The sequence below is a fragment of the Nonomuraea sp. B208 genome, from assembly GCF_057536035.1.
Genome location: NZ_BAAJOU010000025.1, coordinates 221,724 through 242,510 on the forward strand (window position 1 = coordinate 221,724; position 20,787 = coordinate 242,510).

A 20,787-nucleotide genomic window follows, 5' to 3' on the forward strand; every position below is an offset into this window, starting at 1 on the left:
GAGTGAGAAGATCGCCCGGCGGGCGGGGTCAGGCGGCCGGCACCGGCGTCCGCGCCGGCCGGTACGTGGCCACCGTGACGACCAGCGCCGCCACCCCGAACGCGGTGGCGACCACCGTCACCCCGGTCCTGCCGAACCAGTCGAGCGCCGCGCCGCCCGCCAGCCCCGCCACGAACAGCCCGAGGTACTGCGCGGACGACAGCAGCCCGAGCCCGATCGGCACGTTGTCCGGCACCGCCGCCACGGTCCTGAACTGCTGCGGCGGGGCCACCAGCCAGCCGAGCGCGCCCCACAGGAACGCCCACACCAGCGCGACGGGCAGGGCCAGGTTGGCGACCGGGATGAGGGCCAGGAAGACGGTGGACGCGGCCAGGCCGAGGATGATCATCCGGCGGGGGCCGTACAGGTCGGTGAGCCGGCCGCCGAGCTGGTTGCCCGCGACGCCGCCGAGCCCCCACGCCCAGAGCACGGCCGTCAGCGGCAGGTCGAACAGCGACCCGATATAGGTGTAGGCGGTGAACCCCGCCGCGAACATCAGCAACTGCGTCGCCAGCACCGCCAGCACCGGCCGTTCGGCCAGCGGCGCGAAGCGCTCGCGCAGCCGCCCGGACACGGGCATCCTGACCTCGGGCACCACGGCGGCCACCCAGGCGAACCCCAGCACGCCGAGCCCGGTCACCATCCAGAGCGTGGCCCGCCAGCCGGCCTCGCCGCCCAGCCAGGTGCCGAGCGGCACGCCGATCGCCGACGACACGCTCAGCCCGCCCATCACCAGCGCCAGCGCCCGCCCGCGCCGTTCCGGCGTGCTCAGCGCGTTGGCCACGCCGGACGCGGTCGGGGTGAACATGGCCGCGCCCGCCGCCGCGACCACCCGCGTGGCCAGCACCAGCGCGTACGTCGGCGCGAGCGCGGTCAGCACGTTCCCCGCCACGAAGACGGCCATGGCGAGCAGCAGCAGCCGTTTGCGCGGCAGGCGGGCCGTCAACGCGGCCAGCAGGGGTGAGAGCACCGCGTACGCCAGCGCGAACACCGTCATGAGCTGCCCCGCGGCCGAGCGCGAGACGCCGAGGTCGGCCGAGATGGGCGGAAGCAGCCCGGCGGTGACGAACATGCCGGTGCCGAGGGCGAAGTTCCCGACGGCCAGGGGGTAGAGCCGCGCGCTCAATGAAGCCTCCAACGACACAACAATTGGACGTCCATCAAACTGACTTATAGTTGGATTGTTGTCAAACCATTGGACGAAGGTAGGGTTCCAGCCATGCGCCTGCTGCCTCACCCCGCCACCGAGGACATCGAGCTCACCGAGGTGCTGCGGGCGCTGTCCGACCCCGTACGGCTGGAGATCGTCGCCCGGCTCGCCGTGGCGGGCGAGATGACCTGCACCGTGGCCGGCGACGACCTCGGCGTCCACAAGTCCACGGCCTCGCACCACTACCGCATGCTGCGCGAGGCGGGCGTGGTGCTCACCAAGCAGGTGGGCAGGCTGAAGTACATGAGCCTGCGCCGCGACGACCTCGACAGCCGCTTCCCCGGTCTGCTCGACTCGGTGCTCAACTCCGTGCTGGGCGCGGCCCGCCCGTGACCGCCGGCACGCTGCCCATCCGGCACGTCCTGCCCGATCTGCTGAGCGTTCTCGACGGGCCGGGGACGGCCGTGCTGACCGCGCCGCCCGGCACCGGCAAGACCACCGTGGTCCCGCTCGCCCTGGCCGAGGCCGGGATGCGGGTGCTGGTGGCCGAGCCGCGCCGGCTCGCGGTGCGCGCCGCCGCCCGGCGCATGGGCGTCAGCTACACCATCCGCGGCGAACGCCACACCGGGGCCAACCCGATGGTCGAGGTGGTCACCACCGGCGTGCTGCTCCAGCGCCTCCAGCGGGACCAGGAGCTGGCCGGGATCGACGCCGTCATCCTGGACGAATGCCACGAACGGCACCTGGACGCCGACACCGCGCTCGCGTTCCTGCTCGACGTGCGCGCCATGCTCCGCCCCGACCTGCGGCTCGTCGCGGCCTCGGCCACCGCCGACGCCGGGCGCTGGTCCGGCCTGCTCGGCGGCCCCGTGGTGGCGGCGAGCGGCGTGGCGCACCCGGTCGAGACCGTCTGGGCGCCGCCGCCGCGCCCGGTCGCGCCGCCGCACGGCCTGCGCGTCGATCCGGCCCTGCTCGCGCACGTCGCCGCCGTGGTCAGGCGGGCGCTCGCCGAACGCGAGGGCGACGTGCTGTGCTTCCTGCCGGGCGTCGGCGAGATCGCCAGGGTGGCCGGGCTGCTCGCGGGCCTCGACGTGGACGTGCTCCAGGTGCACGGCCAGGCGCCCGCCCACGTGCAGGACGCCGTACTCGCCGCCGGCGCGGCCCGCCGCGTGGTGCTCGCCACGTCCGTGGCCGAGTCCAGCCTGACCGTCCCCGGGGTGCGGGTGGTCGTGGACTCGGGGCTGGCGCGGGAGCCGCGCACCGACCACGCGCGCGGGCTCGGCTCGCTGACCACCGTACGCGTGTCGAAGGCGGCGGCCGGGCAGCGCGCCGGCCGGGCGGGCCGCGAGGCGCCCGGAGCGGTCTACCGCTGCTGGACCGAGGCCGAGCACGAACGGCTGGCCGAGCAGCCGCAGCCGGAGATCGCGCTCGCCGACCTGACCGGCTTCGCGCTGCAGGCGGCCTGCTGGGGCGACCCGGACGCGAGCGGCCTCGCGCTGCTCGACCCGCCGCCCCCGGCCGCCATGTCGGCCGCCGCCCGCACGCTCACCGCGCTCGGCGCGCTGGACGCCGCCGGCAAGGTCACCGAGCGGGGGCGGCGGATGGCGCTCGCGGGCGTCCACCCTCGGCTGGCCCGCGCGCTGCTCGACGGCGGGCCGCGCGCCGCCGAGGTGGTGGCCCTGCTCTCCGAGCAGCTGCCGAGGGACGCCGGCGACGACCTCGTGGAGGTCTGGCGTACGGCACGGCGCGGCGGCACCGGCTTCGCCGCCCGCTGGCGCCAGGAGACCCGCCGCCTCCGCCGCACCGCCTCCCCCAGCCCGGAAGCGCCCGACCCGGAGGCGCCCGCCGCTCCCGGCCCGGGGGCGTCCGCCGCTCCCGGCCCGGAGGCGCCCGCCGCTTCCGGCGCGACGTCCGATGACGTCGTGGCCGGGCTGGTCGTGGCGCTGGCGTTCCCCGAGCGGGTGGCGCGCCGGCGCGGCGGCGGCTACCTGATGGCCTCGGGCACCCAGGCCCTGCTCCCCGACGGCTCCCGGCTCCAGAGCGCGCCGTGGCTGGCCGTCGCGGTGGCCGACCGCCCCACGGGCGCGGCCTCGGCGCGGGTCCGCCAGGCGGTGGCCATCGACGAGGAGATCGCCAGGCTCGCCCATCCGGTCACGTACGAGGACGAGGTCGAGTGGCGGGTGCCGCCCGGCGGGCGGCGCGGCGACGTCGTGGCCCGCACCGTCGAGCGCCTGGGCGCGATCGAGCTGTCCGCCGCCCCGATCGAGGGCGCCGACGTCCGCCCCGCCCTCCTGCACGGCCTGCGTACGGAGGACGTGCTGACCTGGACCAGGCAGGCCAAGGAGCTGCGCGACCGGCTGGCCTTCTGCCACCGGGCGCTCGGCGACCCCTGGCCGCCCGTGGACGACCTCGTGGCCCTGGCCGACCGGTGGCTGGAGCCCGAGCTGTCGCGCGCCCGCCGCCGCGCCGACCTGGAGCGCATCGACGTGTCCCAGGCCCTGCGCCGGCTGGTCCCGTGGAGCGAGCGCCTGGACGTGGCCGCGCCCGAGCGCGTCGAGGTGCCGAGCGGGTCGCACGTGCGCGTCGACTACTCGGGTGAGCAGCCGGTGCTGGCGGTGAAGCTGCAGGAGCTGTTCGGCCTGCGGGAGACGCCGCGGATCTCGGGCGTGCCGGTGCTGGTGCACCTGCTGTCCCCGGCGGGCCGCCCGGCGGCGGTGACGGCCGATCTCGCCTCGTTCTGGGCGGAGGGCTATCGTGCCGTACGCGCGGAGCTGCGCGGCCGCTATCCGAAGCATCCCTGGCCGGAGGACCCGCTGACCGCGCCGCCCACCCGCCGTACGAACCCCAGGAACCGCCCATGAGCATCGCCGAGCTGGCCGCCCGCGACAACGCCGAGTGGTGCGACACCATGTGCCGCGCCCACGGCTCAGGCGGCGCGTTCGCCGAACGGGCCTGGACCAGCGCCGTCAGGACGCCGCCGTACTATCCCGACGCGGTGACGCTCTCCCCCGCCGCGACCGCCGCCGACGTGCTCGGCGTCATCGACGCGGGCTCCGGGGCGAGCGTCAAGGACAGCTTCGCCACGCTCGACCTGCCGGGCTTCGACGTGCTGTTCGAGGCCCAGTGGATCCACCACCCCGCGCCGGTGACGCGCCCGTCCCCGGTCCTGTGGGAGGAGGCCACGCCGGACACGCTGCCCGAGTGGGAGCGGGCGTGCTTCGACGGCGAGATGAGCGGGCTGTTCCCTGCCGCGCTGCTCGCCGAGGTGAGCGTCCTGTACGGCCGGATCGACGGCGAGCCGGTCTGCGGCTGCGTGCTCACGCCGCGCGAGCGGGTCGTCGGCGTCTCCAACGTGTTCGCCACGGGCTGCGACGAGGACACCGTCTGGGCCGCCGTCGTCGCGGCGGCGGCCGCCCGCTTCCCCGGCCGCCCGGTGGTCGGCTACGAGCGGGACCCGGCCACCCCCCTGCGCCACGGCTTCCGCACCGCGGGCCCGCTGCGCGTCCTGCTGAAGGGCTAGCGCAGGTCGTCCAGCGTGGGGTTCTCGGTCACGGGGAAGGTCCGCGCGCCGACGCCGAGGTCCTTGAACCCGCTGGAGGTCGCGACGCACACCACCGGCCCGTCGAACGCGCGCCCCAGCCTCCGGTACGCGGCCAGCCCCGCCGCCCCCGACAGCTCCTGCCACAGCCCGTGCCGGGCGAGGTCGCGCTGGGCCGCCCGCAGGTCGTCGTCGCTCACCCTGACCGCCTCGCCGCCGCTCTCCCGCACGGCCAGCACGCCCCGGTGGCCGCCGACCCCGCCGAGGATGCTGTACGCCGCGCTCGGCCCGGTCTCGACGATCGCGGCGGGGGCGCCGGTGTCGAGGGCGTGCGCGTGCGGGCCGCCGGCCGCGCTCTCGCAGGCGTACATGCGTGGCGTCGCCTCGCTCAGCCCGAGCAGCCGCAGCTCGGTGAAGCCCTTCCAGATGCCGAAGAGCAGCTCGGCGTAGCCCGTGGGCGCGAACACCGCCGCGGACACCGCGCCGAGCTGCAGGAACAGCTCGTAGGCGATGGTCTTGTAGCCCTCGGGACCGAACGGGTGCCCGGTGTGGGTGACGGTCTGGTTGCTGACCGGGTGGTAGCCGAGCCGGTCCACGATCTCGCGGAGCAGCGGCCAGCGCCGTTCGACCGGGACGGAGAGGACGCGGGCGCCGTACGCGCGGACGAACGCCTGCACGGCCGGCGGCGACGCGGCCGAGGCGAGCACGATCGCGGGCAGCCCGGCGCGGGCGGCGTAGGCGGCGGCCGAGGCCCCGTGGTTGCCGGAGGAGGCGACGACGACGCCCGGCGCGCCCGCCGCGACGGCGGCGCTGACCGCGACCCGGGTGAGCCGGTCCTTGTGCGACCAGGTCGGGTTGCGGGATTCGTCCTTGACGAAAACGCCGTCCAGCTCCACCAGCGGGGTGCCGCCCTCGCCCAGGGTGGGCGCGGCGAGCGGCGGCAGCAGCGGCGCCCAGCGCGCGAGGTCGGGGCCGGGCTCCTGGTCGAACAGGCGGCGGTCGACGCGGTCGTAGTCGTAGACGACCTCGAGCGGGTAGGCGAGCTCGCCGGTGCTGGTGGCGGGGCAGCCGCGGGTCAGGGGCGGGAACAGCGGGTGGACGGTGTCGCGGTCGCCGAGTGAGCGCTGGCCGGTGGCGAGTGAGGTGGTGCGGATCACATGTTCGGATCCTATCGGTTGCTATCTGGGGGCCATCTCGCGCAACATCTCGCGACAATGAGTGAAACCCTGCACACTCTAGACATGTTGTGGGCAGGCAGGTCCGCCATCGAGATCGCGACGGCCGTCCGGCAGGGAGAGGTCACCGCCGTCACCGTCGTCGAGGAACATCTGCGCGTCATCGCGGAGCGCGAGCCAGGGATCGGGGCGTTCCGGCTGGTTCGCGAGCAGGTCGTCGAGGAGGCGCAGGCCCTGCAGAAACGGCGCGACCTGGCCGAGCTGCCGCTCGCCGGGGTTCCTGTGGCCGTCAAGGACAACCTGGAGGTCGCCGGCGAGCCCACCCGGCACGGCTCGGCGGCGAGCCCGGACACGCCCGCGGCCGAGGACCACGAGACGGTCGCCCGGCTGCGCGCGGCGGGCGCGCTCGTCATCGGGCTGACGAACCTGCCGGAGCTGGGGCTGGTGGCGGTGGGCGACAGCGCGTACGGCATCGTACGCAACCCGTGGAACCGCGAGCGCACCGCGGGCGGCTCGTCCTCCGGCGGCGCGGCCGCCGTGGCGGCCGGCATGGTGCCGCTCGCGCTCGGCAACGACGGCCTCGGCTCGCTGCGCATCCCCGGCGCGGCCTGCGGCGTGCTGGCCGTCAAGCCCGGCCCCGGCCTGGTGCCCGCGCCGGCGCAGGACTGGGGCGGACTGACCGAGAACGGCCCGATCGCCACCACCGCCGCCGACCTGGCGCTCGCGCTGTCGGTGCTGGCCGCCGACCCGTCGCTGGCCGAGGCGTGGCGGACCGGGCGGCGTACGGACCCGAGCCCGCCCATGCTGCGCTCGGTGTGGGCCGACGACGCCGAGGTGTGGCAGCCGCAGCCGCCGCCCTCCGGGCCTGAGCCGTTCGACCTGCGGGTGGCCTACGCCCCGCAGCCGCTGCCGGTCGGCCTGCCGGTGGACAAGGAGTTCCAGGCGGCGGTGCGCGCGGCGGCCGAGACGCTGCGCGTGGCCGGGCACACGGTGGTCGAGCACGCCCGGCGGCTGCCCGCCTGGCTCGGCCCCGCCACGGTGGCCACCTGGCTGCGCCAGGCCGCGCTGACGGCCGAGGGCCTGGACCGGGACGGGCTGGAGCGGCGCACCAGATCACTGGCCCGCGCCGGCCGGGCGCTCGCGGCCGTGCGTGCGGACGGCGGGCGGGGCCGCGAGCGCTGGCGCGCCTACGGGGCCGACCAGTGGTTCGACGACGCCGACGCGCTGGTCATGCCGGTGCTGGCGACCCTGCCGCCACGGGCCGAGCGGTGGGGCGAGCGCGGGCTGCTGCGCAACCTGCTGCTGAACGTGCGCTTCGCCCCCGGCGCGGGGCCGTGGAACATGTGCGGCTGGCCCGCGCTCACCGTGCCGGTCGCCACGCACAGCGGCGGGCTGCCGATCGGCGTGCAGCTCGTCGCCCCGCCGGGCGGCGAGCCGCACCTGCTCGGCCTCGCCGCCCAGCTCCAGGCCGCCCACCCGCTGGTGCGCCCGCCCGGTTACGCCTGAGCCCGGGCCCGACCGAGCCCGCCCGGTCGCGCCTGAGCCCGGGCTCGACTGAGCCCGCCCGGTCGCGCCTTAGGCCACCGGGCCCGACCGAGCCCGCCCGGTCGCGCCTTAGGCCACCGGGCCCGACCGAGCCCGCCCGGTCGCGCCTTAGGCCACCGGGCTCGGCCGAGCCCGCCCGGCCGAGCCCGCCGACCCGGCGCTCAGACGCCCTTGGGGTGCCAGACCGTCTTGGTCTCCAGGAACCGGGTCATGCGCCCGATGCCGGGATCGGCCGTCCAGTCCTCCTGGACCGGCCGCAGGACCCGCTTGAGGTTCTCCGCCGCCTCCTGCTCGCAGCGCAGCGCCAGGTCGGCGTCCGTCACCCCGGTGAGGTCGAGCCCGTTGACGTCCATGTGGGCCGCCAGCCAGGGCGCCAGCTCCTCCTGCCGCCCGGTGAGCAGGTTGACCACGCCGCCCGGCAGGTCGGAGGTGGCCAGCACCTCCGCCAGGGTGATCGCGGCCAGCGGCGACGGCTCGGAGGCCACCACCACGCAGGTGTTGCCGGTCACGATCACCGGCGCGACCACGGACACCAGCCCGAGCAGCGGATCGGCGGGCGCGACCACCGCGACCACGCCGGTCGGCTCGGGCGACGACAGGTTGAAGTAGGGGCCGGCGACCGCGTTGGCCGCCCCGTGCACCGAGGCGATCTTGTCGGACCAGCCCGCGTACCAGACCAGCCGGTCCACGGCCGCGTCCACGGACTCCAGGGCCGTGCGCTTGCCGCCGCCGTGCTCCTCGGCGAACTGGGCGCGCCGCCCCTCCAGCATCTCGGCGACCCGGTAGAGGATCTGCCCCCGGTTGTAGGCGGTCGCGCCGGACCAGCCGGGGAACGCCTTGCGCGCGGCCACCACCGCGTCGCGGGCGTCCTTGCGCGAGGCCAGCGAGGCGTTGGCGAGGAAGTCGCCCTTGGCCGAGGTCACGGGGTAGGACCTCCCACTCTCCGAGCGCGGGAACGCCCCTCCGATGTAGAGCTTGTAGGTCTTTCTGACGGACAACCTACTCATCGCCCCGCCCCCTCCACGTGGACTCCTGCGACATCTGGACCGGCACGAAGACCTGGCCGCACCGGCTCACGCCGCAGCGGTGGGCGTACCATCCGGTGCGTACGGGCCGTCCGGCGCGGGCGAAGGCGTGGCCGCGCGTGGCCTGCGCGCGCCGCTTGGCGCGGCCCGCGCGGCGGTGCTCACACGTCAAGGTAGGCCTCCAACCCGAGCAGACCGCCCTCACGGCCGTAGCCGGACTCCTTGTAGCCGCCGAACGGCGAGGCCGGGTCGAACTTGTTGAAGGTGTTGGCCCACACCACGCCGGCGCGCAGCCGGTCGGCCATCCACAGGATGCGCGAGCCCTTCTCGGTCCAGATGCCGGCCGACAGCCCGTACGGGGTGTTGTTGGCCTTCTCCACGGCCTCGGCCGGGGTGCGGAAGGTCAGCACGGACAGCACCGGGCCGAAGATCTCGTCCCTGGCGATCGCGTGCGACTGCGCGACGCCCGTGAAGACGGTCGGCGCGAACCAGAAGCCGCGCTCGGGCAGCTCGCACGGCGCCGACCAGCGCTCGGCCCCCTCGGCCTCGCCCAGCTCCGACAGCTCGCGGATCTTGTCGAGCTGCGCGGCCGAGTTGATCGCGCCGACGTCGGTGTTCTTGTCCAGCGGGTCGCCGACCCGCAGCGTCGCCATGCGGCGCTTGAGCGCGGCCAGCAGCTCGTCGTGGACCGACTCCTGTACCAGCAGGCGCGAGCCCGCGCAGCAGACGTGGCCCTGGTTGAAGAAGATGCCGTTGACGATGCCCTCGACGGCCTGGTCGAGCGCGGCGTCCTCGAAGACGATGTTCGCGGCCTTGCCGCCCAGCTCCAGCGTCAGCTTCTTGTCGGTGCCCGCCACCGTGCGGGCGATCAGCCGGCCGACGTCGGTGGAGCCGGTGAAGGCGACCTTGTTGACGTCGGGGTGCGCGACGACGGCCGCGCCGGTCTCGCCCGCGCCGGTGACGATGTTGACCACACCGGGCGGCAGCTCGGCCTGCCGGCAGATGTCGGCGAACCAGAGCGCGCTGAGCGGCGTGGTCTCGGCGGGCTTCAGCACCACGGTGTTGCCGCAGGCCAGCGCCGGGGCGATCTTCCAGGCGAGCATGAGCAGCGGGAAGTTCCACGGGATGACCTGCCCGGCGACGCCGAGCGGCTTGGTCCCGAACCCGGCGTACTCCAGCTTGTCGGCCCACCCCGCGTAGTAGAAGAAGTGGGCGGCGACCAGCGGCAGGTCCACGTCGCGCGACTCGCGGATGGGCTTGCCGTTGTCGAGCGACTCCAGCACTGCCAGCTCGCGGGCGCGCTCCTGGATGATGCGGGCGATGCGGAACAGGTATTTGGCCCGTTCGGCGCCGGGCAGCGCGCTCCACACGCCGAACGCCTTGCGCGCGGCCTGCACCGCCCGGTCGACGTCGTCGGAGGTCGCCGTGGCGATCTCGGCCAGCGGCTCCTCGGTGGCCGGGTTGACGGTCTTGAACGTGGGGCCGGAGCCGTCGGTGAACTCGCCGTTGATGAACAGCCCGTAGGCCGGCTGAAGGTCGACGACGGCGCGGGACTCGGGGGCGGGGGCGTACTCGAAGATCGCCATCATCAGTCCAACGTGAAGTAGTCGGGGCCGGCGTACCGTCCGGTGGTCAGCTTCTGCCGCTGCATGAGCAGGTCGTTGAGCAGCGAGGACGCGCCGAGCCTGAACCACTCGGGGGTCAGCCAGTCGTCGCCGGCCGTCTCGTTGACCAGGACCAGGTGCTTGATCGCGTCCTTCGTCGTACGGATGCCGCCGGCCGGCTTGACGCCCACCTGCCGCCCCGTGGCGTCGCGGAAGTCGCGCACCGCCTCCAGCATGACCAGCGTCACCGGCAGCGTCGCGGCCGGGGAGACCTTGCCCGTCGAGGTCTTGATGAAGTCGGCGCCCGCCAGCATCGCCAGCCAGGACGCGCGCCGCACGTTGTCGTAGGTGGACAGCTCGCCGGTCTCCAGGATGACCTTGAGGTGGGCCTGCCCGCAGGCAGCCTTGACCGCCACGATCTCGTCGTACACCTTCAGGTAGTCGCCGGACAGGAACGCGCCGCGGTCGATCACCATGTCGATCTCGTCGGCGCCGGCGGCGACGGCCAGGGCCGTGTCGGTCACCTTGACCTCCAGCGAGGTGCGCCCGCTCGGGAAGGCGGTGGCGACCGAGGCCACCTTGACCCCCGAGCCGCGCAGCGCCTCGACGGCCACGGCGACCAGGTCGGGGTAGACGCAGACGGCCGCCACCTTGGGCGCGCCGCCGCCGGGGCGCACGGCCTTGGTGCACATCGCGCGCACCTTGCCGGCCGTGTCGGCGCCTTCCAGGGTGGTGAGGTCGACCATGGAGATGGCGAGGTCGATGGCGGTGGCCTTGGCTGAGGTCTTGATCGAACGGGTGCCGAGCGTGGCCGCCCGCTGGTCGGCGCCGACCCGGTCGACGCCGGGCAGGCCGTGCAGGAAGGCCCGCAGCGTCGCGCCGGACGCGGCGACGTCCGCGAGCGAAGTCGTCATAGTTGACACCATCACAGCATCGCCGACCGGTCCCGCGACCTCCAAACCGATCGCCTAGGGCAGAACGGCGGGATCCCTAGGTATGCCCGGCCCGCGCGGGTCCTGGAGATAAGGCATCCACCCGATGTGCGGGGGTGCACCTTAGCCCGATTCTTGAAGATGTCAGCAAGACACACGAAATGTCAGGAGACACGGGCATGAATCCCGAAATCGAGTTCGAGCTCATGAAGAGCCACGCGAACGAGCTGCGCCGGGCCGCCGCCCAGCACCGCCGCGTACGCGAGGCGGAGCGCGTCAACAAGGCCGAGCGCCGCTCGGTCTTCGGCAAGCGCCGCACGTCATGACCATCCCACGAGAGCCCGGCCACCACCTCCCTCGTGGCCGGGCCTCGATGCCTCCCTGACGCCTCCCTCATCGCTCACAAATCCGTCGAAAGCACTGATAAGGCATGACATGCTGGATGACATGCGGGGACGAAGCGTCAGTCCCGTCTTCGTCGGGCGGGAAGAGGAACTGACGGCCCTCTCGGAGAGCTTCGAGGACGCACTCAAAGGGAAGGTCACAGCCGTCCTGCTGGGGGGCGAGGCAGGCGTCGGCAAGACCCGGCTGGTCCAGCGCTTCGCCGAGCACTGCGCGGCCGGCGGGGCACAAGTGCTGCTCGGCGGCTGCGTCGAGCTGTCCACCGAGGGCCTGGCCTACGCGCCCTTCACCGCCGCACTGCGCCAGCTCGTCCGCGAGCAGGGCCCCGCCGCCGTCGCCGCGCTGCTGCCCGAGGGCGCCGAACGCGACCTCGCCCGGCTGCTGCCCGAGTTCGGCGAGCCGGTCGGCGACGGCGAGACCGACACCGGCCGCGCCCGGCTGTTCGAGCAGATCCTCACCCTCCTGGAACGGCTGGCGGACGCCCGGCCCACCGTGCTCGTCATCGAGGACATCCACTGGGCCGACCGGTCCAGCCGCGACCTCATCGCCTTCCTCGCCCGCAACCTGCACATCCCGCAGGTGCTGATCCTCATGACGTACCGCAGCGACGACCTGCACCGCCAGCACCCGCTCCGGCCCGTGCTGGCCGAGCTCGGCCGGGTGCAGGGCGTGCACCGGCTCGACCTGCCCCGTCTGTCGCGCGACGAGGTCGCCCAGCAGATGACCGCCATCCTCGGCCGCGTCCCCGAGTACGCCAGGGTCGAGAAGGTCTACGAGCGCAGCGAGGGCATCCCGCTGTTCGTCGAGGCCATGCTGGAGAGCGGCGAGGACTGCGGCTTCCCCGAGTCCATGCAGGACCTCATACTCAACTCGGTCGAGCGGCTGCCCGAGGAGACCCAGCGCGTGCTGCGCATCGCCGCCGCCGGCGGCATCCGCGTCGGCCACGCGCTGCTGGCCGCCGTGAGCGGCCTGTCCGACGTCGAGCTGGAGACCGCGCTCCGCCCCGCCATCGCCGGCAACGTGCTCCAGGTGGCCGACAACCGGGCCTACGTCTTCCGCCACTCCCTCATCCAGGAGGCCGTGCACGACGAGCTGCTGCCCGGCGAGCACCAGCGCCTGCACTCCCGCTACGCCGAGGAGATCTCCAAGGACCGCGCGCTCGTCCCGCCCGGCCGCGCCGCCGTCGAGCTGGCCCACCACTGGTACGGCGCCCGCAACGACCTCTGGGCGCTGATCTCGGCGTGGGAGGCGGCGCGCAAGTCGTTCAAGGCGTTCGCCTACGCCGAGGCCGTGCCGCTGCTCGAACGCGTGCTCATGCTGTGGGACCGGGTGCCGGACGCCGCCGAGCACATCGGCGCCGACCACACCGCCGTGCTCGAACGCGCCTCCGAGGCCGCCCACGCCGGCGGCGACGTCGACAAGGGCATGAAGTTCGTCAAGGCCGCGCTGAAGCAGCTCGACGAGGCCGCGGAGCCGGCCCGCGTGGCGCAGCTCATCGTCCGGCGGGCCGTGTTCAAGAGCTCCAAGGGCCACATGGGCGTCATCGAGGACCTGCGGGACGCCCTCCGGCTCGTCTCGCAGGACAGCCTCGAACGTGCCGAGGTCGTCACCAACCTCGGCCGCCACCTCATGCTGCGCGGCCGGATCGCCGAGGCGAGCGAGCTGATCAACGAGGGCCTGCGCCTGGCCAGGCGGCACGGCGACCGCTGCCTGGAGAGCGACCTGCTGATGAACCTGGCGCTCGGCCACTCGCTCAACGGCGAGACCGAGTCCGTGTTGGCGCTCAACGAGCAGGCGCTGGAGATCGGCCGCGAGGAGCAGTCCCACCGCATCATCCTGCGGGCGATCGCCAACAACATCGACTCCCTCATCGAGATGGGCCGCCACGAGGAGGCCCTGGCCGTGTCCGAGCAGGGCTGGGAGACCGCCAGGAAATGGGGCAGGCTGCGCGGCAGCGGCCTGTTCATCATGAACAACTGGGCCGAGGTCCTGGAGGCCATCGGCCGCTGGGACGAGGCCATCGAGATCGTCGAGGCCGCCCTCGCCTACGGGCCCGCCCTCCGCACCCGCTACGCGCTGCTGCGTGTGCGCGCCGACATCGCGCTCGGGCGCGGCGAGGTGGAGCTGGTCGAGAACATCCTGTCCGAGGTCGGCGTGTTCAAGGACCGCCCCGAGGACTTCGTCCAGGACATCACCAACAACGCGCGGCTGCGCATCGGCTGGCACCTGCTCAGGGGCGAGCCGACGCAGGCGCTGGCCACGGCCGAGCAGGTGCTCGCCCATCCCACGAGCTCCAGCAAGGCCCAGCTCGGCTGGCGGCTGCTCTCCCTGCTGCGCAACGTCTGCGACGCCGCCGAGGCCGCAGAGCCCGAGCGCACCGCCGCCGTACGCGCGCGGGCCGCCGAGGTCGCCGCGCAGCTTTCGGTGATCGGGCCGGTGGTGGAGGCGTACCGGCTGTCGTACAGCGGGGACTTCGACGCCGCGGCGGCCGGCTGGGAGCGGCTCAACCGCCCCCACAACCAGGCCAAGGCGCTGCTGCGGGCCGCCGCCGACGCCGCCCGCACCGGCGACCGCGAGGGCGCCGCGGCCCGGCTCAAGGTCGCCCTGCCGCTGGCCCGTTCCCTGTGCGCCACCCCGCTCATCGAGGACGTCGAGACGCTGGCACGCCGGGTGGGCGGGAGCGCCGCGCCGCAGTCGCAGGAGCCGTCCGAGCTGCTGACGCCCCGCGAGCTGGAGGTGCTGCGCCTGGTCACCCAGGGCCGCACCAACCGCGACATCGCCGCCGAGCTGTTCATCTCGGCCAAGACGGTCAGCGTGCACGTGTCGAACATCCTGGGCAAACTCGGCGTCACCACCCGAGGCGAGGCAGCCGCCGCCGCCCACCGCCTCTCGTTACTCGCCTGACCCGCGTTCCTGGGGCAGCACGGACCGCACGGCCTCCTCACTCCGCCCCACCACCGCCGTACCGTCATCGGCGGTGATGATCGGCCGCTGGATGAGAACCGGATGCGCGGCCAGCGCCTCGACCCACCGCTCCCGCGCCCCGGCGTCCTTCGCCCACTCCCCCATCCCGAGCTCCGCCGCCACCGGCTCCCCGGTCCTCGCGATGTCCCACGGCTCCAGCCCCAGCCGCCCGAGAACGTCCCTGATCTCGTCCGCGCTCGGCGGATCGTCGAGATAACGCCGTACGGTGTAGTCGGCCGCCTCGGCATCCAGCACCGACAACGCCGCCCGGCACTTCGAACACCCCGGATTGATCCAGATCTCCATACCGCCTGTCACCCTTTCGATGTGGTCGTGCCTGGAGAGGGCCAGACCTCGAGGTCGAGGTCGAGCCCAGAGCCGGGCGATGTGCTCGGCGTCCGACGTGTAGATCATCGCCTCAGGAGGGGGCAGGGGCCGCGAGCATCCCTACCGCCATGACGTGCAGCGACGCGGCCAGCCGCGGTGCCTCTCCGCACTCCAGCAGCCGCAGGACCGGTTCGCTTTGGAGGCTGCCCAGCAGGATGTGCGCCAGCAACTCTGCGTCCAGGTCGGGGCGCCGCTCGGCGATCAGTGCGCTGGTGTGGCCGTGCCAGAACCGGTAGACGGGATGGTCGTCCCGCGAGTCGGGAACGTGGTCACCGCCCCTGTGCTCGCCTTGCTCCTTCCACTCCGGCCTGGGCGCCGCCGTGGCGGCGTGGCCGAGCGCCGCGAGGAGCCCCTTGTTGCGACCGACGACGTCGACGATCGCGTCCAGAAAGGCCATCAGCCGTTCCTCGGGCGGGGCGCCGGGCCCCAGCGGCGGAGGTCCGCTCGCCACGGCCTCCTCCAGCGCGTAGGCCCGCTCCTGCATCAGTGCGACCATCAGCCCCATCCGGCTGCCGAAACGATGGAACACCGTGCCCTTACCGACCCCGGCCGCGGCGGCGACCTGTTCCATGGAGATCTGCTCGGGCCGGTGCCGGGCCAGAAGGGCCTCGGTCGCCCGCAGGATGGCGTGACGGTTGCGTGCCGCGTCAGCGCGTTCGCGACGCTCCTCGATCATCGGCTCCCCTTTCCGTGGACAACTGGACCGTCGGTCAAGTACGCTCCCATCGAACTTGACCACTGGTCCACTTTATCCCCAACGAGGGAGGACGGCATGCGCCGAATCCGTTATCACGCCTATGGCGGCCCCGAGGTGCTCACCATGGAAGAGACCGAGATCCCCCGCCCGGGCCCCGGCCAGGTGCGCATCCGCACCGAGGCGATCGGCGCCAACTTCGTCGACGTGAAGTTCCGCCAGGGGCCGGAGACCGGCGGGATCTACCGGCGCGACCTGCCCGCCGCACTCACCGGCGACGTGGTCGGCACGGTCGACGCGGTGGGGCCCGGCGTCGACCCCGGCCTCACCGGCCGGCGGGTCGCCGCGCTGGCCGAGGACGCCTTCGCCGACCAGGTCCTCGCCGACGCCGAATGGCTCGCCCCCGTGCCAGAGGGAATCGACGACGCCACCGCGAGCATGCTGCCGATGGGCGCCCCCGTGGCGCTGGGCACGTTGCGCGCCGCCCGGCTGTCGCCCGGCGAGACCGTGCTCGTTCACGCCGCCGCGGGAGGCATCGGCCACCTGGCCGTACAACTCGCCAAGATCGCCGGTGCCGGCGCCGTGATCGCCACCGCAGGCTCCCCCGCCAAGCTGGACTTCACCCGCACGCTCGGCGCCGACGCGGCCGTCGACTACTCAGCGGAGGACTGGCCCGACCAGGTGCGCAAGGCCGCGCCAGAAGGGATCGACGTCGTCCTGGACTCCGTCGGTGGCCGCATCCTGGTGCGCAGCCTCGACCTCCTGGCACCGTTCGGCCGGGCCGTCGTCTACGGAGCAGCCGGCGGCGGGGCAACCGACATCCCGCTGACCAGCCTTTTCGCAATGAGATCGGTAGCGGGGTTCTCACTGCTCGCCTGGCGCGCCGCCGCACCGAAGCAAGCACGCGAGGACATGGACCACGTCACACGGCACGCGGTCGAAGGGAGACTCCGCGCCAGGCTCCACGCCCGGCTGCCGCTCGACCAGGCGGCCGAAGCGCATCGGATCATGGAAAGTCGCTCCCAACTCGGCCGCGTCCTCCTCGTGCCCTGAGCGCGATCATCGACGCGTACCAAGCCCGGGGCCGTGCGAAGGGTGACGGCATGGTCCGAAGCAGGGGTCCTTGGCGGCCTACTCCGCGTACGGCTGGTCCTTGCCCTGGGCGCTGTAGCCGAGGCTCCAGATGTAGCCGTCCGGGTCGGCGAAGGTGCCGCCGTAGCCGCCCCACGGCAGCGCGCCGGCGGGCTTGAGCACCGTGGCGCCGGCCTTCTCGGCCTCGGCCATGATCTCGTCGACCCGGGCCTCGCTGCGGACGACGTAGGTGAGGACCAGCCCGCTGAAGCCGTGGCCCTCCGGGCTCGTGCCCACCTGCTCGGCCAGGCCTTCACGCGCGTAGAAGCCGACGGGCGAGGCACCGTCCGACTCGAAGAAGACCGAGATGCCGTAGTCGTTCTTGATCTTCCAGCCGAGGCCGTCCCTGTAGAACCGCTTGGCCCGCTCCATGTCCTGAACGCCGAGCAGGATCGAGCTCACGTGCGCTTTCATGGTGTATCCCCAGTTCGTAGCGTAGGTGGATGTCACATCAGCGTGGATTCGCCGGTCATTTCGTATGACAGGCCGAGACGGAGGAATGTGACATATGGTCGAGCAGGACTGGCTGAGCGAGCGGTTCGCCGAGCACCGGGACCGCCTGCGCGCGGTGGCCCACCGGATGCTCGGCTCACCCGGCGAGGCCGAGGACGCGGTGCAGGAGACGTGGCTGCGGGTCAGCCGCGCCGACACCGGCCAGGTGGAGAACCTGGCCGGCTGGCTGACCACGATCACGGCCCGGGTCTGCCTGAACATGCTGGAGTCACGCCGGGCCCGGCGTGAGGACGCGGCCGGGGCGCTGCCGCCCGAGCCGCCCCCGGACACCCGTGCGGGCGGCCGGGCCGGTCCCGAGGACGAGGCGCTGCTCGCCGATTCGGTCGGGGTCGCGCTGATGGTGGTGCTGGACACGCTCACGCCCGCCGAACGGCTCGCGTTCGTCCTGCACGACGTCTTCGCCGTGTCGTTCGGCGAGATCAGCGAGATCATCGACCGCTCCCCGGCCGCGGCCCGGCAACTCGCCAGCCGCGCCCGGCGCCGGGTGCAGGGCGCGGCGGACGCGTCCGAGGCCGCGCGGTCGGCGAAGCGGGACATCGTCGCCGCCTTCCTCGCCGCCTCCCGTACCGGTGACTTCGCCGCCCTGCTCGACCTGCTCGATCCGGACGCCGTGGCCCTGGAGGTCCGGGGCGCCCACGCGGTGGCGTCGTTCTTCGCGGGCCGAGCTCAGGCCGCCAGGCTCGCCTTGATCGACGGCGTTCCCGGGGCCGTCTGGTCGCACCGCGGCCAGACGAAGGCCGTCTTCACCTTCACCGTCAGCAACGGCAAGATCACCCACATCACCATCGACACCGACCCGGACCGGCTCCGCGACCTCGACATCGTCTTCCTCCACGCCGACCACAAGGAACGGCGATGAGCCGGCCTCCCCGGCAGAGCAGGCGGCTGCACGCATCGTGGTCTCGCTGCCTGGCTCCGCCCACGCGGCTGTGGCGCGAGGACGGCGTGCACCTCCTCCAGGCGGCGGATGTGCTCGTGGCCGCCTGGATCCTGTGCGGGTGCGAGTACGGCAAGAAACCAGCCCGGCCGCTGGTCAGCGGGGTCCGCTCGTCCTGGCGTACTCGGGTCCGAGGACGTTCAGCAGGGCGAGGGCCTCGGCGGCCGGGGATCCCGGCGGCGCGCTGTAGACCACGAGGTGCTGGTCGCGGTCGGTGAGCGCGAGGGCGTCGCAGTCGACCGTGACCTCCCCGATGACCGGGTGGCGGAAGGTCTTGGTGAGGGTGGGCGCGGCCTGGACGTCGTGCCGTTCCCACAGCCGCGCGAAGTCGGGACTGGCCTCGCGCAACTCGTCCACGAGCCCGGTCACCACGGGGTCGGCCGGGTAGCGGGCGACGGTGGAGCGAAGCTGCATGACGACGTGCTGGCGGAACTGCGAAGCGTCGGACACGCCGTAGAGCGGCGCGTCTCCGCGCGCCGGTCCAAGGAAGGCCCGGCGCGCGAGATTGCGGTCCCGTGGCGCGAGTTCGCCGAAGTCCTCCATGAGCGCGGCCGCGAGGTCGTTCCAGGCGAGCACCTCGAACGCGGCGGACGTCACAAAGGCGGCCGTCAGCGGAAGCCGTTCGAGGAGGGTGAGGATGCTCGGGCGGACGTCACGCCGGTGCAGCCCGGTCCGGTTGGGCGCGGTGCCGGCCAGGAGGTGCAGGTGGTCGGACTCGGCGTCGGTGAGCCGCAGCGCGGCGGCGATCCCGGCCAGGACCTCGCCCGACGGCCGGGGCGCCCTGCCCTGTTCGAGCCGGACGTAGTACTCCGTGGAGATGTGCGCCAGGACCGCGACCTCCTCGCGGCGCAGGCCGGGTGTCCGGCGGCGCGGGCCCGAGGGCAGTTCGACGTCCTGAGGACGGAGCCGCTCGCGACGGCTGCGGAGGAACGTCCCGAGTGCCTGTTTGTCCATGTCCCCAGTCTGCATCAGTCGCGGCGACGGATCCTGGTACCGTCTGTGCCTGCATCCGGCCTGGTGGCCGGCTCGACACTGGCGTCATGACATACGACATCGACCGCGCACCCATCGGCCTGCTCACCGGCAAGGTCGTGTTCATCACCGGCGCAAGCCGCGGCATCGGAGCGGCTGCGGCCCGGCTGTTCGCCCGCGAGGGCGCCGCCGTCGTGCTCGCCTCCCGCGGCGCCGACGCCATGGAGCGGATCGTCACCGAGATCCGCGGCGGCGGCGGCGTCGCCGACGCCGTCCCCCTGGACCTCGCCGACCGCGCGAGCATCCGCGCGGCCCTCGACCACGCCACCGACCTGCACGGACGACTCGACGGCGCGTTCAACAACGGCGCGACCATCCAGCGGCCCGGCCCGCTCGACACCACCAGCGACGAGGACGTCGAGACGCAGTTCGCGGTGAACTTCCGGGCGCACTGGACCGCCATGAACGCGCAGGCCGCCATCATGAGGCGCAACGGCGGCGGAGCGATCGTCAACACCTCCAGCATCGGCAGCCGCCGCGCGAACCCCGACCTCCCCGCCTACGGAGCCATGAAGCGGGCGCTCAACAGCATCACCGAGACCGCCGCGGTGACCTGGGCCCGCGACGGCATCCGGGTGAACGGCATCACCCCCGGCGGCACCGCCACGGAGATGATCGACACGTGGGAGGCGGCGAGCCCCGGCGTCATCGAGCGGCTGACGCCGTCCATCCCGCTCGGCCGGATGGCCGAACCCCACGAGGTCGCCGAGGTGGCGGCGTGGTTGCTCAGCGACCGGGCGTCGATGGTGACCGGCGCGATCGTCCCGGTGGACGGCGGCGCCGGCGCCTGAGAGCGGCGGACCATACCAGGCATGATCGGGCGCGTCACCCAGGACGTCACGATCAGCGCGTCGTCCAAGGTCGACGCCTTGTCGGTCTGGCTCACGGAGCCTGGAGCGTCGCGCACCACCGCACGACCTCACGCTCACACCAGGGCCTCGACCAGGAGGACGATGCCGAAGAGGGCGAAGGCGGCCGCGGCGCCGTAGCGGATGGCCTTCTCGGGGAGGTGGCGGCCGAGCATGCGGCCCACCAGGATGGCGAGGGCGTCGGCGGCGACCATGCCGACCGTCGAGCCGATCCAGGTGCCGACCCAGCCGTGCTGCGTGGCCAGGGTGATCGTGGCCAGCATGGTCTTGTCGCCCAGCTCGCTCAGGAAGAACGCCACGGTCACCGCGATCAGCGCGTTCCTGGTGGTGCGCTGGGCCTTCTTGGACTCCTCCTCGCTCAGCTCGTCGCCGCGCAGCGTCCACACGGCGAAGCCGAGGAACGCCACCCCGGCCACGATCGAGATGGCCGTCGTCGGGAGCGCGCTGCCGAGCAGGCCGCCCACGGCGACGCTCAGCAGGTGGACGACGGTCGTCGCGATGGTGATGCCCAGGAGCACGGTGGAGGTCTTGAAACGGGTGGCGAACGTCATCGCCATGAGCTGGCTCTTGTCACCGAGCTCGGCCACGAAGATGGCGACGAGGCTGATCCAGAAGGCTTCCAACGCTTCTCTTCCCGCGCGAACCGGACCGGAAGCACTGAGCCAGGGGATTTCGGGCACGACGGCTTCGGCCCGGCAGCGTCTTGTTCGATAGCTGAACTGACTGCCAGGCCGAAGGTCTCGTCCGCCTCACGAAGAAAGGCCCGCGTGACCGGGCGCCGCGAACGGCGCCAGTGTGTCGACCACGCGATTGGGACTACTCCCCTTCGGTGTTACCAAGACACCTTAAC

Annotated in this window: 20 protein-coding genes; 9 read left to right on the forward strand and 11 right to left on the reverse strand. The window is 73.3% G+C overall.

What is annotated here, in order from left to right:
• Positions 1 to 28: 28 nt before the first annotated feature.
• Positions 29 to 1,165 (reverse strand): MFS transporter, encoded by a 1,137-nt coding sequence (locus tag AC27IY_RS29115; RefSeq protein WP_423451165.1) that lies wholly within the window; start codon positions 1,163 to 1,165, stop codon positions 29 to 31.
• Positions 1,166 to 1,258: 93 nt separating this feature from the next.
• Between AC27IY_RS29115 and AC27IY_RS29120 the strand changes: the two genes are divergently transcribed.
• From AC27IY_RS29120 to AC27IY_RS29130, 3 genes are read left to right on the forward strand one after another with little or no spacing between them, the layout of a single operon-like run.
• A complete protein-coding gene (locus tag AC27IY_RS29120; protein WP_344208037.1) occupies positions 1,259 to 1,582 on the forward strand; it encodes an ArsR/SmtB family transcription factor in 324 nt (107 codons plus the stop codon).
• Positions 1,579 to 4,050, forward strand: coding sequence for an ATP-dependent helicase HrpB (gene hrpB / locus AC27IY_RS29125; protein WP_487179854.1), 2,472 nt, complete (start codon positions 1,579 to 1,581; stop codon positions 4,048 to 4,050). Before AC27IY_RS29120 ends, hrpB begins: the two co-directional genes overlap by 4 nt.
• Positions 4,047 to 4,709, forward strand: a complete 663-nt coding sequence (locus AC27IY_RS29130) for a hypothetical protein (RefSeq protein ID WP_487179855.1) — start codon at positions 4,047 to 4,049, stop codon at positions 4,707 to 4,709. Before hrpB ends, AC27IY_RS29130 begins: the two co-directional genes overlap by 4 nt.
• Here the strand turns inward: AC27IY_RS29130 and AC27IY_RS29135 are convergent.
• Positions 4,706 to 5,884: a threonine synthase gene (locus AC27IY_RS29135; RefSeq protein WP_487179856.1), complete on the reverse strand. Its 1,179-nt coding sequence runs from the start codon at positions 5,882 to 5,884 to the stop codon at positions 4,706 to 4,708. The two genes, AC27IY_RS29130 and AC27IY_RS29135, sit on opposite strands and share 4 nt — an antisense overlap.
• Positions 5,885 to 5,968: 84 nt before the next feature.
• Between AC27IY_RS29135 and AC27IY_RS29140 the strand changes: the two genes are divergently transcribed.
• Positions 5,969 to 7,408, forward strand: a complete 1,440-nt coding sequence (locus AC27IY_RS29140; RefSeq protein WP_423477679.1) for an amidase — start codon at positions 5,969 to 5,971, stop codon at positions 7,406 to 7,408.
• 200 nt (positions 7,409 to 7,608) lie between these two features.
• Here AC27IY_RS29140 and AC27IY_RS29145 read toward each other — a convergent pair whose 3' ends face one another.
• Genes AC27IY_RS29145 through deoC form a run of 4 tightly spaced genes read right to left on the reverse strand, consistent with a single transcriptional unit; the run spans position 7,609 to position 10,990 of the window.
• Positions 7,609 to 8,454: an aldehyde dehydrogenase family protein gene (locus tag AC27IY_RS29145; RefSeq protein WP_344208042.1), complete on the reverse strand. Its 846-nt coding sequence runs from the start codon at positions 8,452 to 8,454 to the stop codon at positions 7,609 to 7,611.
• The gene (locus AC27IY_RS29150; protein WP_344208044.1) at positions 8,447 to 8,644 is read right to left on the reverse strand and encodes a hypothetical protein; all 198 of its coding nucleotides are present in this window, start codon (positions 8,642 to 8,644) and stop codon (positions 8,447 to 8,449) included. The genes AC27IY_RS29145 and AC27IY_RS29150 overlap by 8 nt, the downstream gene beginning before the upstream one ends.
• The gene (locus tag AC27IY_RS29155; protein WP_487179857.1) at positions 8,634 to 10,061 is read right to left on the reverse strand and encodes an aldehyde dehydrogenase family protein; all 1,428 of its coding nucleotides are present in this window, start codon (positions 10,059 to 10,061) and stop codon (positions 8,634 to 8,636) included. The genes AC27IY_RS29150 and AC27IY_RS29155 overlap by 11 nt, the downstream gene beginning before the upstream one ends.
• On the reverse strand, positions 10,061 to 10,990 hold the full coding sequence (gene deoC, locus AC27IY_RS29160; protein WP_344208046.1) for a deoxyribose-phosphate aldolase: 930 nt from the start codon (positions 10,988 to 10,990) through the stop codon (positions 10,061 to 10,063). Before deoC ends, AC27IY_RS29155 begins: the two co-directional genes overlap by 1 nt.
• Positions 10,991 to 11,187: 197 nt before the next feature.
• On the opposite strand from deoC, the gene AC27IY_RS29165 reads away from it, so the two are divergent.
• Together AC27IY_RS29165 and AC27IY_RS29170 are read left to right on the forward strand one after the other, a co-directional pair.
• The gene (locus AC27IY_RS29165) at positions 11,188 to 11,334 is read left to right on the forward strand and encodes a hypothetical protein (RefSeq protein ID WP_344208047.1); all 147 of its coding nucleotides are present in this window, start codon (positions 11,188 to 11,190) and stop codon (positions 11,332 to 11,334) included.
• A 121-nt stretch (positions 11,335 to 11,455) separates the two neighbouring features.
• Positions 11,456 to 14,314 (forward strand): ATP-binding protein, encoded by a 2,859-nt coding sequence (locus AC27IY_RS29170; RefSeq protein WP_487179858.1) that lies wholly within the window; start codon positions 11,456 to 11,458, stop codon positions 14,312 to 14,314.
• Here AC27IY_RS29170 and AC27IY_RS29175 read toward each other — a convergent pair.
• The gene (locus AC27IY_RS29175; protein WP_487179859.1) at positions 14,303 to 14,680 is read right to left on the reverse strand and encodes an arsenate reductase family protein; all 378 of its coding nucleotides are present in this window, start codon (positions 14,678 to 14,680) and stop codon (positions 14,303 to 14,305) included. The genes AC27IY_RS29170 and AC27IY_RS29175 overlap by 12 nt on opposite strands.
• 112 nt (positions 14,681 to 14,792) lie before the next feature.
• Complete coding sequence (locus tag AC27IY_RS29180) at positions 14,793 to 15,437, reverse strand: TetR/AcrR family transcriptional regulator (RefSeq protein ID WP_423451175.1); 645 nt, start codon at positions 15,435 to 15,437, stop codon at positions 14,793 to 14,795.
• A 96-nt stretch (positions 15,438 to 15,533) separates the two neighbouring features.
• Here AC27IY_RS29180 and AC27IY_RS29185 point away from each other — a divergent pair, with 96 nt between their 5' ends.
• Positions 15,534 to 16,508 (forward strand): quinone oxidoreductase family protein, encoded by a 975-nt coding sequence (locus AC27IY_RS29185; RefSeq protein WP_487179860.1) that lies wholly within the window; start codon positions 15,534 to 15,536, stop codon positions 16,506 to 16,508.
• Between the two features lie 78 nt (positions 16,509 to 16,586).
• Here the strand turns inward: AC27IY_RS29185 and AC27IY_RS29190 are convergent, their stop codons facing one another.
• Entirely contained in the window at positions 16,587 to 17,000 is a 414-nt protein-coding gene (locus AC27IY_RS29190) for a VOC family protein (RefSeq protein ID WP_344208052.1), read from the reverse strand.
• 94 nt (positions 17,001 to 17,094) lie between these two features.
• On the opposite strand from AC27IY_RS29190, the gene AC27IY_RS29195 reads away from it, so the two are divergent.
• On the forward strand, positions 17,095 to 17,958 hold the full coding sequence (locus AC27IY_RS29195; protein ID WP_487179861.1) for a sigma-70 family RNA polymerase sigma factor: 864 nt from the start codon (positions 17,095 to 17,097) through the stop codon (positions 17,956 to 17,958).
• 174 nt (positions 17,959 to 18,132) lie between these two features.
• Here AC27IY_RS29195 and AC27IY_RS29200 read toward each other — a convergent pair whose 3' ends face one another.
• Complete coding sequence (locus AC27IY_RS29200; RefSeq protein ID WP_371251491.1) at positions 18,133 to 18,990, reverse strand: helix-turn-helix transcriptional regulator; 858 nt, start codon at positions 18,988 to 18,990, stop codon at positions 18,133 to 18,135.
• Between the two features lie 86 nt (positions 18,991 to 19,076).
• Here AC27IY_RS29200 and AC27IY_RS29205 point away from each other — a divergent pair, with 86 nt between their 5' ends.
• Complete coding sequence (locus AC27IY_RS29205) at positions 19,077 to 19,859, forward strand: SDR family NAD(P)-dependent oxidoreductase (protein WP_487179862.1); 783 nt, start codon at positions 19,077 to 19,079, stop codon at positions 19,857 to 19,859.
• A gap of 134 nt (positions 19,860 to 19,993) precedes the next feature.
• Here the strand turns inward: AC27IY_RS29205 and AC27IY_RS29210 are convergent, their stop codons facing one another.
• Positions 19,994 to 20,560, reverse strand: coding sequence for a TMEM165/GDT1 family protein (locus AC27IY_RS29210; protein ID WP_329586276.1), 567 nt, complete (start codon positions 20,558 to 20,560; stop codon positions 19,994 to 19,996).
• Positions 20,561 to 20,787: the final 227 nt, after the last annotated feature.